This is a genomic window from Klebsiella sp. CD33 (assembly GCF_051992865.1).
GTDB lineage: Bacteria > Pseudomonadota > Gammaproteobacteria > Enterobacterales > Enterobacteriaceae > Klebsiella > Klebsiella pneumoniae.
The window spans coordinates 2210609-2225127 of record NZ_CP197023.1; the positions used below are offsets into that span (position 1 = coordinate 2210609).

The 14519-nt window shown below is 57.7% G+C and carries 13 protein-coding genes and 1 pseudogene; 13 read left to right on the top strand and 1 reads right to left on the bottom strand.

Annotated elements, in window-relative coordinates:
- Position 1: 1 nt before the first annotated feature.
- The 12 genes and pseudogenes from ACR809_RS10955 (at position 2) to ACR809_RS11010 (ending at position 11906) form a co-directional block, all read left to right on the top strand.
- Positions 2–1342 (top strand): c-type cytochrome, encoded by a 1341-nt coding sequence (locus ACR809_RS10955; protein WP_004217197.1) that lies wholly within the window; start codon positions 2–4, stop codon positions 1340–1342.
- An 83-nt stretch (positions 1343–1425) separates the two neighbouring features.
- Positions 1426–2049 (top strand): cytochrome c biogenesis heme-transporting ATPase CcmA, encoded by a 624-nt coding sequence (ccmA, locus tag ACR809_RS10960; protein ID WP_004151165.1) that lies wholly within the window; start codon positions 1426–1428, stop codon positions 2047–2049.
- The gene (ccmB, locus tag ACR809_RS10965; protein ID WP_004151166.1) at positions 2046–2705 is read left to right on the top strand and encodes a heme exporter protein CcmB; all 660 of its coding nucleotides are present in this window, start codon (positions 2046–2048) and stop codon (positions 2703–2705) included. Before ccmA ends, ccmB begins: the two co-directional genes overlap by 4 nt.
- A 49-nt stretch (positions 2706–2754) precedes the next feature.
- Positions 2755–3492: a heme ABC transporter permease gene (locus tag ACR809_RS10970; protein WP_002908223.1), complete on the top strand. Its 738-nt coding sequence runs from the start codon at positions 2755–2757 to the stop codon at positions 3490–3492.
- Positions 3489–3719, top strand: a complete 231-nt coding sequence (gene ccmD, locus ACR809_RS10975; protein WP_004143390.1) for a heme exporter protein CcmD — start codon at positions 3489–3491, stop codon at positions 3717–3719. The genes ACR809_RS10970 and ccmD overlap by 4 nt, the downstream gene beginning before the upstream one ends.
- Positions 3703–4161: a cytochrome c maturation protein CcmE gene (gene ccmE, locus ACR809_RS10980; protein ID WP_004143391.1), complete on the top strand. Its 459-nt coding sequence runs from the start codon at positions 3703–3705 to the stop codon at positions 4159–4161. The genes ccmD and ccmE overlap by 17 nt, the downstream gene beginning before the upstream one ends.
- A complete protein-coding gene (locus ACR809_RS10985; RefSeq protein WP_116955292.1) occupies positions 4158–6110 on the top strand; it encodes a heme lyase CcmF/NrfE family subunit in 1953 nt (650 codons plus the stop codon). The genes ccmE and ACR809_RS10985 overlap by 4 nt, the downstream gene beginning before the upstream one ends.
- Entirely contained in the window at positions 6107–6661 is a 555-nt protein-coding gene (locus ACR809_RS10990) for a DsbE family thiol:disulfide interchange protein (protein WP_060655969.1), read from the top strand. The genes ACR809_RS10985 and ACR809_RS10990 overlap by 4 nt, the downstream gene beginning before the upstream one ends.
- Positions 6662–6672: 11 nt before the next feature.
- On the top strand, positions 6673–7119 hold the full coding sequence (locus ACR809_RS10995; RefSeq protein WP_162992577.1) for a cytochrome c-type biogenesis protein: 447 nt from the start codon (positions 6673–6675) through the stop codon (positions 7117–7119).
- The gene (gene ccmI, locus ACR809_RS11000; RefSeq protein WP_122051246.1) at positions 7116–7958 is read left to right on the top strand and encodes a c-type cytochrome biogenesis protein CcmI; all 843 of its coding nucleotides are present in this window, start codon (positions 7116–7118) and stop codon (positions 7956–7958) included. Before ACR809_RS10995 ends, ccmI begins: the two co-directional genes overlap by 4 nt.
- A gap of 1234 nt (positions 7959–9192) precedes the next feature.
- A pseudogene (locus tag ACR809_RS11005) lies at positions 9193–10553 on the top strand (anti-phage deoxyguanosine triphosphatase).
- A gap of 348 nt (positions 10554–10901) precedes the next feature.
- Positions 10902–11906: an IS110-like element IS5075 family transposase gene (locus tag ACR809_RS11010; protein WP_000427619.1), complete on the top strand. Its 1005-nt coding sequence runs from the start codon at positions 10902–10904 to the stop codon at positions 11904–11906.
- 519 nt (positions 11907–12425) lie between these two features.
- Here the strand turns inward: ACR809_RS11010 and ACR809_RS11015 are convergent.
- Positions 12426–13268 carry a hypothetical protein gene (locus tag ACR809_RS11015; RefSeq protein ID WP_040244883.1) on the bottom strand — a complete coding sequence of 281 codons (843 nt, stop codon included), beginning with the start codon at positions 13266–13268 and terminating at the stop codon, positions 12426–12428.
- An 826-nt stretch (positions 13269–14094) separates the two neighbouring features.
- Here ACR809_RS11015 and ACR809_RS11020 point away from each other — a divergent pair.
- Positions 14095–14457: a TonB family protein gene (locus ACR809_RS11020; protein WP_040244881.1), complete on the top strand. Its 363-nt coding sequence runs from the start codon at positions 14095–14097 to the stop codon at positions 14455–14457.
- Positions 14458–14519: the final 62 nt, after the last annotated feature.

Sequence of the window (14519 nt, forward strand, 5' to 3'; positions counted from 1 at the left end):
GATGATGAAAATGCAATGGTTATCGGCCCTGGTGCTTGGGGCATTGAGCTGCGCGGCTTTTGCCGAAGAGGCGCCTGCGGACAGCAATCTGATTAAGCAGGGGGAGTATCTGGCGCGGGCGGGGGACTGTGTCGCCTGCCACACCAACGGCAAAGCGGGGAAACCTTTCGCCGGCGGTTTGCCGATGGAGACGCCGATCGGCACCATCTACTCCACCAATATCACGCCGGATAAAGAACACGGCATTGGCGGGTACACCTTCGAAGAGTTCGACGACGCGGTGCGCAAGGGCGTGCGGAAAGACGGTTCCACGCTCTATCCGGCGATGCCGTATCCCTCGTTCGCGCGGATCAGCGAAGCGGACATGCGCGCCATGTACGCCTACTTTATGCACGGCGTGGAGCCGGTGAATGTCGCCAACAAGGACACCGACATCCCATGGCCGCTGTCGATGCGCTGGCCGCTGGCGTTCTGGCGCGGCATCTTCGCCCCGACGCCGAGCGACTTTGTCGCCAACCCGCAGGTTGACCCGGTGCTGGAGCGCGGCCGCTATCTGGTGGAAGGTCTGGGCCACTGCGGCGCCTGTCATACCCCGCGTAGCCTGACGATGCAGGAAAAAGCGCTCAGCGAAAGCGAAGGCGATGATTACCTGGCGGGCAGCAATGCGCCGATTGACGGCTGGGTCGCCTCCAGCCTGCGCGGCGAAAACCGCGACGGTCTGGGGACCTGGAGCGAAGCCGAGCTGGCCGAGTTCCTCAAAACCGGACGCAACGATAAATCGGTGGTCTTCGGCGGCATGAGCGATGTGGTGGAGCATAGTCTGCAGTATCTCTCTGATGACGACATCACCGCCATCGCCCGCTACCTGAAGTCGCTCCCGCCGCGCGGCGGCAAACAGACCCCAGCCCCGGTGGAAGACAGCGTGGCGAAAGATCTGTGGAAGGGTAACGACAGTAAAACCGGCGCCGCGCTGTACGTCGATAACTGCGCCGCCTGCCACCGCACCGACGGCGCGGGCTATAAACGCGCCTTCCCGTCGCTGAAGGGCAACCCGGTGGTACAGACGGAAGATGCCACTTCGCTTATCCACATCGTTCTGACCGGGAGCACCACGCCGGCGGTGAAAGATGCGGTCTCCAACCTGACCATGCCGTCGTTCGGCTGGCGCCTGGACGACCAGCAGGTGGCGGATGTGGTCAATTTCATCCGCACCAGCTGGGGCAACAACGCGCCGGCGGTCAGCGCCAGCGATGTGGCGAAGGTGCGTAAGGAGACTGCGGCGCATGATGAGAAGGCGTTAGGCAACGCCGATATCTCGAAGCTGCCGGGGGCCGGACAGTAACCGTCAGGGTTGCGTCGCCCGCGCGGCGCAACCCATACTTAGCGACGACGTAAAATACTGTCTGAATCAAGGAGTTTGCCTTCATGCTGCATGCAGAGCGACTGACCTGCATCGTTGACGATCGACCGCTGTTTGCGGCGCTGACGCTGTCCCTCGCTGCCGGCGAGCTGCTGCAGGTCGCCGGTGATAACGGCGCGGGGAAAACCTCGCTGCTGCGGATCCTCTGCGGCCTGGCGCGCCCGGAAAGCGGGGTGGTGAGCTGGCAGGGCCAGCCGCTGGCGAAGGTCCGGGAGTCATTTCACCGTCAGCTGCTGTGGCTGGGCCATAAACCCGGCGTTAACGCGGCGCTGACCGCCGATGAAAACCTGCGTTTCTTCTTTCCGGCCAGCCGCCTTCAGCAGCGGGAAAGCGCCCTCGCCGCCGTCGGCCTGGCGGGCTATGAAGACCTCCCCTTGAGCCAGCTCTCCGCCGGGCAGCAGCGTCGGGTGGCGCTCACCCGCCTGTGGTTAACCGACGCGCCGCTGTGGATCCTTGATGAGCCGTTCACCGCCCTCGACGCCACGGCGATGGAAACCCTGACCCGTCGCCTGGAGCAGCACGCCCGGCAGGGGGGATGCGCCATCCTCACCACCCACCAGCCGCTGCGGCCGCTGGGCTGTCCGTTGCGCACCCTGCGCCTCGGCGGCGACGCGGGAGGCGGGCAATGATGCGTGCGCTGTTGGCCCGGGAACTGCGCCTGGCGTGGCGCAGCGGGGCGGAGATCCTCAATCCGCTCTGGTTCTTTCTGATCGTCATCACCCTGTTTCCGTTCGGCGTAGGCGCCGCGCCGCAGCTGCTGGCGCAGATTGCGCCGGGCGTGGTGTGGGTCGCCGCGCTGCTGGCGGCGCTGCTGGTGATGGATCGGTTGTTTCGCGACGACTGGCAGGACGGTTCCCTGGAGCAACTGATGCTCCTGCCGACGCCGCTGGTGGCGGTGGTGCTGGTGAAGGTGGTTGCCCACTGGATGATGAGCGGCCTGCCGCTGCTGATCGTCTCGCCGCTGGCGGCGCTGCTGCTGGGGATGAGTCTGCATGACGCCGGTGTGCTGGCGCTGACCTTGCTGCTCGGCACCCCGACGCTCAGTTTTCTCGGCGCGGTGGGGGTTGGCCTGACGGTCGGCCTGAAGCGCGGCGGCGTCCTGCTGAGCCTGCTGGTGCTGCCGCTGGCGGTGCCGCTGCTGATTTTCGCCACCGCGGCCTGCCAGGCGGCCGCCGCCGGGCTCCCGGTCGGCGGCTATCTGGCGATGCTGGCGGCGTTCTTAACCGCCAGCGCCACCCTGTGTCCGTTCGCCACCGCCGCTGCGCTGCGGCTGACCGTGCGATAACTCGCTGCGCCTGCGGGCGCGGCCATCATAACCGTGTGAGTAAGCGTCTATGTGGAAAGCGTTACATCAACTGGCGATCCCCGAGCGGCTGTACCGCCTGTGCGGATGCTGGATCCCCTGGCTGGCGGCGTTGAGCGCGCTGTTGCTGGTCATCGGCCTGGGGTGGGGCTTTGGCTTCGCCCCCGCGGACTATCAGCAGGGGGAAAGCTACCGGATCATGTACCTTCACGTCCCGGCGGCGATGTGGTCGATGGGGCTGTACCTGGCGATGGCCGTCGCGGCCTTCGTCGGGGTGGTCTGGCAGATCAAAATGGCCGATCTGGCGATCGCCGCCCTGGCGCCGGTGGGGGCGGTCTGCACCCTGGTGGCGCTGGTCAGCGGCGCGGCATGGGGCAAGCCGATGTGGGGGACCTGGTGGATCTGGGACGCCCGTCTGACCTCGGAGCTGGTGCTGCTGTTTCTGTATGCCGGGGTCATCGCCCTGTGGCACGCCTTTGACGACCGGCGGCTGGCCGGGCGCGCGGCCGGGATCCTCGTGCTGGTCGGGGTGGTCAATCTGCCCATCATTCATTACTCGGTCTACTGGTGGAACACCCTGCACCAGGGCTCGACCAACCTGCAGCAAACCATCGACCCAAGCATGCGTCTGCCGCTGCGGATCTGCATCTTTGCCTTCCTCACGCTGTCGGTCACCCTGACCCTGATGCGCCTGCGTAACCTGATCCTGCAACTGGAGCGCCGTCGACCGTGGGTGGTGGCGCTGGTGAATAAAGGAGCCGCCCGATGAGCCCCGCCTTTTCGTCTTTCGCCGCCTTCCTGAATATGGGCGGCTATGCCGTGTACGTCTGGCTGGCGGTGGCCGTGACCGTCGCCGCCTTTGGCCTGCTGACGGTGCATACCCTGTGGGCGCGGCGGGCGCTGTTCCATGAGGTACGACGCCAGCAGGCGCGCGAGCGGCGGATCGCTGCCGCCCGCGAACATGACAAGGAGGCCGCGGATGCAAGCGCGTCGTAAAACCCGGCTGTATATCGTGCTGGCGGTGCTCGCCGGCCTCGGGCTAACCGTCAGCCTGACGCTGTACGCCCTGAGCAGCAATATCGATCTGTTCTACACCCCGGGGGAAATTATCTACGGCAAAACGGAAACCCGGGCGCTGCCCCATACCGGTCAGCGGCTGCGGGTGGGAGGCTACGTTCAGCCGGGCTCCCTGCAGCGCGACCCGCAAACCCTCGACGTGCGCTTTAAGCTGTATGACGCCCGCGGGGTGGTGGACGTCAGCTATAAGGGCATTCTGCCGGACCTGTTTCGTGAAGGGCAGGGCGTGGTGGCCCAGGGCGTACTGGACGGCGAGCGGCATATTACCGCCCAGCAGGTGCTGGCCAAACATGATGAAAATTACACGCCGCCGGAGGTGAAAAACGCCATGACGCCGGAGAAAACGGGGGCGCAGCCATGATGCCGGAGCTGGGCAACTTTTTATTGTGTCTGGCGGCGGGGCTGGCGCTGCTCCTGAGCGTCTATCCCCTGTGGGGCGCGGCGCGGCAGGATCGGCGGCTGATGGCCCTGGCGCGGCCGCTGGCCTGTGGGCTATTCGCCTGTATCGGCGGCGCCTTCCTGCTGCTGGTGCACGCCTTTGTGGTCAATGACTTTACCGTCCGCTACGTGGCGGAAAACTCCAACAGCGCGCTGCCGGTGTGGTATCGGGTGGCGGCGACCTGGGGGGCGCACGAGGGCTCGCTGCTGCTGTGGGTTCTGCTGCTCAGCGTCTGGACCTTCGCCGTCGCCATCTTCAGCCGCCGGATGCCGCTCGACGCCGTCGCCCGGGTGCTGGCGGTGATGGGGATGATCGCCTTTGGTTTCCTGCTGTTTATCCTCTTCACCTCCAATCCGTTCAGCCGCGGCCTGCCGCAGTACCCCATTGATGGCCGCGACCTCAATCCGCTGCTGCAGGATATCGGCATGATTTTCCATCCGCCGATCCTCTATATGGGTTATGTCGGCTTCTCGGTGGCTTTCGCCTTCGCCATCGCCTCGCTGCTGGCGGGCCGGCTGGATACTGCCTGGGCGCGCTGGTCGCGTCCCTGGACCCAGGCGGCATGGATGTTCCTCACTCTCGGCATCGTGCTGGGCTCGGCGTGGGCATACTACGAACTGGGCTGGGGCGGCTGGTGGTTCTGGGACCCGGTGGAAAACGCCTCGTTTATGCCGTGGCTGGTGGGAACCGCGCTGCTGCACTCCCTGGCGGTGACCGAAAAGCGGGGCAGCTTCCGCGCCTGGACGGTGCTGCTGGCCATCGCCGCCTTCTCCCTGTGCCTGCTGGGCACCTTCCTGGTGCGCTCCGGGGTGCTGGTTTCGGTGCATGCCTTCGCCTCGGATCCGTCGCGCGGGCTGTTTATTCTGGTACTGCTGATTGTCGCCATCGGCGGATCGCTGCTGCTGTACGCCCTGAAGGGCGGCCGGGTGCGGGCGCGGGTGGAACATACGCTTTGGTCGCGCGAGACGTTCCTGCTTGGCAACAATATCTTGCTGATGGCCGCGATGCTGGTGGTGCTCCTCGGGACGCTGCTGCCGCTGGTGCATAAAGAGCTGGGCCTCGGCAGCATCTCCATCGGCGAGCCGTTCTTTAACACCATGTTCACCGCCCTGATGGCGCCGTTTGCGCTGCTGCTGGGGCTGGGGCCGCTGATCCGCTGGCGGCGCGATGACGTCGCCAGGCAGATTAAGCGCCTGATTATCGCTCTGCTGGTGACGTTGTCACTTTCTCTGGCGCTGCCGTGGCTGCTGCAGGATCGTATCACCGCCATGGCGGTCACTGGCCTGATGATGGCCCTGTGGGTGCTGATCTTCGCCCTGCTGGAGGTTCACGAACGGGCCACTCATCGCCACGGCTTCTGGCGCGGCCTGCGCACTCTGACCCGCAGCCAGTGGGGGATGGTGCTCGGCCACGTCGGCGTGGCGGTGACCGTTATCGGCATCACCTTCAGCCAGAACTACAGCGTGGAGCGCGATGTACGGATGCGCCCCGGCGACAGCATCGATATCCACCGCTATCACTTTGTGTTTAACGGCGTGCGCAATATCGTCGGCCCCAACTGGACCGGTGGCGAAGGCATTATCGCCGTGACCCGCAACGGCCGCCCGGAAGCGACGCTGTATGCTGAGAAGCGCTTTTACACCGCCAGCCGGATGATGATGACCGAGGCGGCGATCAGCGGCGGGCTGACCCGCGATCTGTACGCCGCGCTGGGGGAAGAGCTGAGCGACGGCAGCTGGGCGGTGCGTCTGTACTATAAACCGTTCGTTCGCTGGATCTGGTACGGCGGGGTGCTGATGGCCCTCGGCGGTCTGTGCTGCATGCTCGATCCGCGCTACCGGATGCGTAAGAAGCTGCAGGAGGCCTCATGAACCGGAAGCTACTGTTTATCCCGCTGGTGCTGTTTCTGGCGCTGGCCGCCGCGCTGTTCTGGCAACTGATGCGCAACGCCGAGGGCGATGACCCGACGACCCTCGAGTCGGCGCTGATTGGCAAACCGCTGCCGGAATTTCGCCTTGAAGCGCTGAATACCCCCGGTCAGACGCTGGACCGACGGACGCTGATTGACGGCAAGCCGCTGCTGCTCAACGTCTGGGCCACCTGGTGCCCAACCTGTCGCGCCGAGCATCAGTTTCTCAACGGCCTGGCGCAGCAGGGCGTGCGGGTGGTGGGGATGAACTACAAAGACGATCGCCAGAAGGCGATGAGCTGGCTGCAGCGCCTGGGTAATCCGTACAGGTTGAGCCTGTACGACGGCAACGGCATGCTCGGCCTGGATCTGGGGGTTTATGGCGCGCCGGAGACGTTTCTCATAGACGGTCAGGGCATCATCCGCTGGCGGCACGCCGGCGACCTGAACGAACGGGTGTGGCGCGAGGAGCTCCAGCCGCTGTGGAATCAATACAACCGGGGGGCGGGCTGATGAGAGGGGTAATTGGCATCCTGCTGGCGCTGATGCTGACAGGCCAGGCGTGGGCCGCCATCGATACCTGGCAGTTTAAGGATGAGGCCCAGGAGCAGGCCTTTCGCGAGATCACCTCCCAGCTGCGCTGCCCGAAATGCCAGAACAACAGCATCGCCGACTCAAACGCGATGATTGCCGCTGATATGCGGCAGAAGGTGTACGAGCTGATGCAGCAGGGTAAAACGAAAGGGCAGATCGTTGACTATATGGTGGCCCGCTACGGTCATTTTGTCAGCTATGAGCCGCCGCTGACCGCGGGCACGGTGCTGCTGTGGCTGGGACCGGGGTTGTTCGTGCTGGCGGGCGCGGGAGTGATTATCGCCCGCGCCCGCCGTCGCGACATTCCTGACGCGGCGCTCAGCGCCGAAGAGCGCCAGCGGCTGGCGGCATTATTGCAAGAAGGAAAAGAACGATGAGCCTGTTGGTAGTTATCGCCGCGCTGCTGCTGGCTGGCGCGCTGGGGCTGCTGTACTTCCCGTGGTCGGGCAAAGGGGCGGTAGACCGCGATGCCCTCAACCGCGCCCTGTACCAGTCGCGCCTGCAGGAGCTGGCGCAGGAGCGCGGCGAGGACAACCCGGCGCTGGTCGTCGAACTGCAGCGCACCCTGCTGACGGATATTCCGCCCCAGGCACAGTCTGGCGAACGGCCGCTACGCCGCTGGGCGCTGCTTCCGGGCGCGCTGCTGCTGGTGGTCCTGAGTCTGGGCCTGTATCTGAAAACCAGCGATATTGGTCAGGTGCTGCTCTGGCAGCAGGCTGAACGACATTATCCTGCACTGTTGCAGCAGGTTAAGGACCCGACGGCGGCGCCGCTGCGAATGGATGAGCTGGCGGAGCTGCGGCTTGGCCTGCGCAGCCACCTGCAGGATACCCCGAACGACCTCGCCGGCTGGCAGCTGCTTGGGCGGCTGGGCCTGTTGTTAAACGATGGCGAGACGGCGATCGGCGCCTTTGGCCGGGCGCATGCTCTGGCGGGGGATGACCCGGCGGCGGCTTTCGATTACGCCAGCGCGCTGGTGCGGGCGGGGGATAGCGGTCAGGTTCGGATGGGCGAGCTGCTGCTGCGTGACCTGCATCAGCGGCAGCCGAACAGCCTGCCGGTGCTGGAGATGCTGGCCCTGAGCGCGGTGCGCAATGAAGATTACCCCGAGGCCGTGGCGGCCCTGCAGGCGTTACTGGCCCGGCTACCGAAAGGGGATGCGCGGCGCGCGGCGATCGTCCGCCAGCTGGCGCAGGCGCAGCAGCAGGCGCAATAACTGCCCGGCGGCGCTGCGCAGGCGCGGGCCTGGGTATGCCACCAGAAGAGTTTTGTAGGCCGGGTAAGGCGCAGCCGCCACCCGGCACAAAATCGGCTCCGTGCCCGCTGTCCTTGCCCGGCGGCGCTACGCTTGCGCGGGCCTACGAAGGGCGCGAATAGAGCGCCAAATCGCGGGTAGCCTTTGTAGACCGGGTAAGGCGCCAGCCGCCACCCGGCAACATGTTGGGCACGGAGTCTGATATCTTGCCGGCGGCGGTGGAGACTGTATCGGTTTTCCAGGTTCTCAGCCCGGGAAAAGCGTATATCACGTATGACTTCAGCGTACTCTGTGCTCCCGCTTCGTGGTGCTGCACCTGGTTCTCCGTGGCGCAGGGAGCGTCATGGAACGGCAACGACTGCCGTACGGTTCTCTCTCCCTCCGGAAGAAGGCCTGGGTGAGGGAAAGCACTGCCGGGAGGTCTTTTATGTTATCTGTGGCTTCAGCGTATTTTGCGCTCCCGGTTAATCTTCTGCGTTATGCCTGGCATGGCGCAGGGAGCGCACAGGGGGCGGCCAGTCGCCGTCGCCCCCTGTACCCCCGGGCTCCGGCCAGCAAAATCGCCACTTCGTGGTGCCTTCGACTTATCCCTGCAGGCTTCGGGTCGGGCCGAGGCAGCGTCCGTGCAAAACACGGCCCTCAGCCCGCATCCATGCGGGCTGCCCCGGCCTTCCGGGAACGTCTCAGCGATTTTGAGGCCGCAACACCGGCAGTTTCAGCAACAATGGTGAATAAATTAACGACAAGTCGCACGGACCGTAGGCCGGGTAAGTCGCAGCCGCCACCCGGCACAAAACCGGCTCCGCACCCGCTGCCCTTGCCCGGCGGCGCTACGCTTGCGCGGGCCTACGAAGGGCGCGAATTGAGCGCCAAATCACCGGGCCGGGTAAGGCGTAGCTGTCACCAGGCAGAATAACAGCACAACAGCGTAGCCCGGATTAGGCGCCATGCGCCGCCATCCGGGTTTTTCTCTGCTGGCGCTGTCATGCCGCTGACGCGGCTTTCAGAAGCCTCTCGATGTTGTAAGTGTACGAATGCTATTCCAGAATTTCATGTCTGCTGTGTGCCAGAAACGGACCTTACTAAGTTCACACAACATTGATTATTGAAGATTAGGTCAGAAATATATACTTTATTTTGCTAATTTAGTTACGTTAGAACACCGCACTGCACAAAGTAAAAAATAAGGAATAATATGACTCGGAGTGAAATAAACGTCTGGGATTTGAGACGAGGCACCAATAGTCCTCGAGTTGAGGAGATTCGATCTGAAGCTCAGCGCGACCTTTCTCGATTGATTCACTCGTCTCCTTTCAGACGATTGCAATCCAAGACACAGGTTCTTGGTCTGGGTGAAAGTGATTTCTACCGCACACGACTGACTCATTCTATGGAAGTAGCCCAAATCGGTTCAGGTCTTCTTGCTAAGCTGAAAAAAAATATAAAGGTGAAAAGGAAGAGCAATTTTTACCAGATAACGATCTAATGCAAGCTGTATGTCTCGCACATGATATTGGACATCCTCCATTTGGTCACGGCGGTGAGGTAGCTCTTAACTACTGTATGCTGGATTACGGTGGTTTTGAAGGAAACGGCCAGACGCTTCGCATTCTCTCGAAACTAGATAAGTATACCTTAGAACACGGACTCGATCCTACACGCAGACTTCTGCTAGGCATACTGAAATATCCCGTTAAATACTCGGATCTAGTGGTTAAAAGAGACAGTATCCCGGCCACTATCGGATCGCCGAACTGGCTCTTCAAGTCATCTGATTTTAAACCTCCAAAATGCTATCTAGATTCAGAATGCGATATTGTAGAATTTGCTCTCTCACCATTTTCTGAACAGGATCGGAGGCTTTTTACTTCCGTTGAAGATGGTCAAACCAAATCCGATCATAAAAAAGCTTCTTATAAAGCTCTCGATACAACCATCATGGATCTTGCCGATGAAATTTCGTATTCGCTGCACGATTTGGAGGATGCTATTTCTCTCGGAATGGTGACGCGAGCAATGTGGATGGAACATTTCAGTGGACATGAAACCCTATTTTCTAACTGCCATGGAAAAACATTTGCCGGAACATGCGAATCTGTCGCGGATAGCCTTTTTAGTAAAAGTTACAAGAGAAAAGAGTGCATCGGGATGCTAGTTCACCTGATGATTACAAGTGTTGAGCTTAGTACAAAGAATGCAGCATTCGAATGTGGCATACTTAAATATAATGCGGTCCTTCCGGAAGCGGTCGAAGCACTAAGGTCGAAAATTTTCAAACTGGTCCAAAACAAAGTAATTAAGCATGAAAATGTACAGCAGCTTGAATTCAAGGGGCAAAAGTTGATTGTTGAGCTTTTCAGTGTACTGGCTAACGATCCGTGTCGGTTTCTACCTGCCTCAACGAGGGAAATTTACGAGCAGCAGATTAGCTTAGACGAGAAGGCTGGTATGCGAGTCATTTGCGACTATGTTTCAGGGATGACTGATGACTATGCAACAAAGCTTTATGAGAAGATCCTTATTCCACGCAAAGGGTCTATTTTTGACCATCTCTGATGCGGCAAGAATGATGCTTTGAGTTCAATTGACCTATAAACATTAACCAAGGCATCTACCAGGGGGATATCAAATCCCCCCATTCTGAATTTGTTCGTGCAGAATCGGTGAACATTCTCATCTGAGCGTTAAGCGCCAGTAATCGTTGAACTACAATGTTCATTAATACACCTTAATACCAGCCGCGTCTTACTCCGTTATGAGAGCAATTGCGAACTTCTGCTGCTCGCTCATAGCTGCCCGTCATGCCAGCTCAAAAAGCAGGCTTAACGTAGGATATTTAATGAGATGGTCACTCCCTCCTTCCCAGTACTATGCTGAGGACAGGCTTTCATTCGGAGAACCATCATGGAAAACATTGCGCTTATTGGTATCGATCTGGGTAAGAACTCTTTCCATATTCATTGTCAGGATCATCGTGGGAAGGCCGTTTACCGTAAAAAATTCACCCGACCAAAGCTAATCGAATTTCTGGCGACATGCCCGGCAACAACCATCGCGATGGAAGCCTGTGGCGGTTCTCACTTTATGGCACGCAAGCTGGAAGAGTTAGGGCATTTTCCAAAGCTGATATCACCGCAATTTGTCCGCCCATTCGTTAAAAGCAACAAAAATGACTTCGTTGATGCTGAAGCTATCTGTGAAGCAGCATCACGTCCATCTATGCGTTTCGTGCAGCCCAGAACCGAATCTCAGCAGGCAATGCGAGCTCTGCATCGTGTCCGTGAATCCCTGGTTCAGGATAAGGTGAAAACAACTAATCAGATGCATGCTTTTCTGCTGGAATTTGGTATCAGCGTTCCGCGAGGTGCTGCCGTTATTAGTCGACTGAGTACCCTTCTTGAGGACAGTAGTTTGCCTCTTTATCTCAGCCAGTTACTGCTGAAATTACAACAGCATTATCACTATCTTGTTGAGCAGATTAAAGATCTGGAATCTCAGTTGAAACGAAAGTTGGACGAAGATGAGGTTGGACAGCGCTTGCTGAGTATTCCCTGCGTTGGAACGCTGACTGCCAGTACTATTTCAACTGAGATTGGCGACGGGAAGCAGTACGCCAGCAGCCGTGACTTTGCGGCGGCAACAGGGCTGGTACCCCGACAGTACAGCACGGGAGGTCGGACGACATTGTTAGGGATTAGCAAGCGGGGCAACAAAAAGATCCGAACTTTGTTGGTTCAGTGTGCCAGGGTATTCATACAAAAACTGGAACACCAGTCTGGCAAGTTGGCCGACTGGGTCAGGGAGTTGTTGTGTCGGAAAAGCAACTTTGTCGTCACCTGTGCTCTGGCAAACAAGCTGGCCAGAATAGCCTGGGCACTGACGGCGCGACAGCAAACTTACGAAGCATAAAGGCAGAAATACACCAGTTTAAACAATCATTCATCTGGTTTTGCGAATACTGATATTGATGATACTAACGGCCCACCGGCCTGTTGAGGAACCTGTAAAACGGAAAGGCTCATTGAAGCCGTATATTTTCTGGAGGTTCATCAGGCGCGGAACTCATCGAGGCGCGGGAATAAAATCCCATTCAGACGCCGGATAGATTCAAGCAAGCCAACTTGTCGTCAAAATCGGTGTTGCAAAAACGGGAGTGACCATAGATTCCGTTTTCCAAGCGGACTCCAATACATTACTAACATCGCGGTGTATTAATCAACGGGGAGCAGGTCAATATGGCCAAGTTTACTGAGCAGTCGCAGCAGCTGACCGGTGCCGCGAGAGCTGAATATCTCGAAATAGGAAGAGCATTCCGTGTGGGCTGTAACTTAAAGATCAGAACTTAAGTGATTAGCAACCAGGGTCAGTTTGGTAAGCGCTAACGTACAATAATGCCCTATATCCTAACGGACCCCTTAAACGACTTATTCAACTTAATCGAGGAATAATATCATTTTGAAAAATCTCTAGTGCAGTTTGGCCATTAGGTTTATAGCCTAAGATCCCGCTCAGAGGTTCTAATGAACCTCCGATAGCAATGGTCGTATACTTAATATGGGTTTCTCCAAATGTTGCTATCCGGCACGGGAATGTATTCATTACTTCATACATTGGCCTTAGTTGGCTCTGAATAGCTTTACGAGCAGCATCACCGCTTAAACCGTACATATTTAGGGTGTCATGCTCAATAACGTCTTCAGGTTCCCATTGACCGTTAGTATAATCTGTAACCAATGCTATTTCTGGAAGATACCTATTGACTCCTGGTTGGTACGGTTGCATTTTGATGGTTAAATCTACGATTGCAAAAGGTGGTGCAACAACAATGGCATGTGCTGCTGCCATCCCACTTCCATCGGAGGGTGACCAAAACCAGATGGGCTTAATTTTTGATGACTGAGGGAAATCAATCTTAACCGCTGAATTGGTTACATAACTCCAAATACCCAATTCTTCCAGCATTCGACTCAGCATACTAGACACGTCAACACAAGCTCCAAGTCTTCCATCTTTCTTAATAGCCTTATGTAAGGATTCAGCACAAATTATTATAGATTTCTTCGCCCTTTCTAAGTACTCATCCTCATAATGTTTAGACTCTACATACAAAGCATATTTTTCGAGAAAGCGTGGGTCCTTTTTTTCCTGCCTCAAGAAATTAGGATCATCACAAAAACCGGGATTTGAATAATCTATCCCTAGACTTTCAAATTGTGCCACCAATTGTTTTTCAACTTGCTTATTTGAGCCTTTCCAACTAATCCCGTTCATGAGTATCCCTCAGCATGTGTTTGCACTTACATTATCAGCCGATTCTATCACAGGAGAGGAGACCTGCTCCTCATTGCTTAACATGCATCGTAGTAAGTATGCATTCCGAACTTCCGCTGTTCGCTCATGGCGGACCTTGTGCTCAGCCGGTTTGTCCGCTCTATACCAGGAGCGGAAAGCGCTGACATGACCAGGCACCACTCAACTCTGCGCAAGCCAGTCAGTCAGTTAGCTAGTTTTTGTAGGCCGGGTAAGGCGCAGCCGCCACCCGGCAAACAAACGGAACAAGAGCAGCCCAACAACCTAGCCGGTATAAGGCGTCACGCACCGCTATCCGGGATCCTCCCTGCTGGCGCTATGTTCAGCCGCTTCCGTGTTAAGTTCCCCGGTGTCGCAGGAATGACTGAAGAATCTCCCCCTTAGCATCAGCAGCAAGCTGCCGCTAAGCCCGCGGAGAACACCCTCTTAACGTCGCAAGCGCGGTAGATCCCGAACACAGAAGTCAAAAAGGATTAGCTGAACGTCTTCAGCGCGGGACGCGAATAAATGCTAATCACTTGAGGGTGTTAGCTCGATCATGTTCCCCGACGAACCGGATAGCGCTGCTGACAGCTGGCAAAAGAATCGTTGATATAGTCGCTCAGCGCCCACTTGTCCTGATAGCGAAACGTCCTCGGGAATGGATGTAGTACGAAGCGCCTTGTCAGGAGGTCAACGTGATTGCTGCTAAAGACGCGGTATTCACTGATCATCTCATCTGGTAACCTTTCACTCGTGCCGTTGGTAACGTGAAGATTCATGCTTAACTTTGGAACTCAGACGATTTATGAAAGCTATCAGACTATTCACTCTGATTCTGCCATTGTTCCTGGCACTCTTAGCCGGCACACAGGCCAGCGCCAGTACACCTTCAGGCAGCATTTCCTCTGCAAACACATCAATTACCACTCGTGATAAGAACGGAAACCTACTGCCGAGTTTCCTGCGGATTCAGTACGATGTTGATTCAGATGGCAGAGTTCAGAATGTAAAGATACTTGAATCGACAACGACTCCGGAGTTGGAACATCAAATCATTAATAAAATGCTGAAAAAATGGCGTTTTGAAAAGGGCAAACCGGGTATAGCTCAAAGATTAGTCGTCAACATCCAACCCAAATCAGACGGCGGTCCCGCAAATAAGCAGTAAGAACTTTTAATGACTAATCGCCTGACGCAACGTCTACGTCTTTAAAGTCCCCTGGGCGCCAG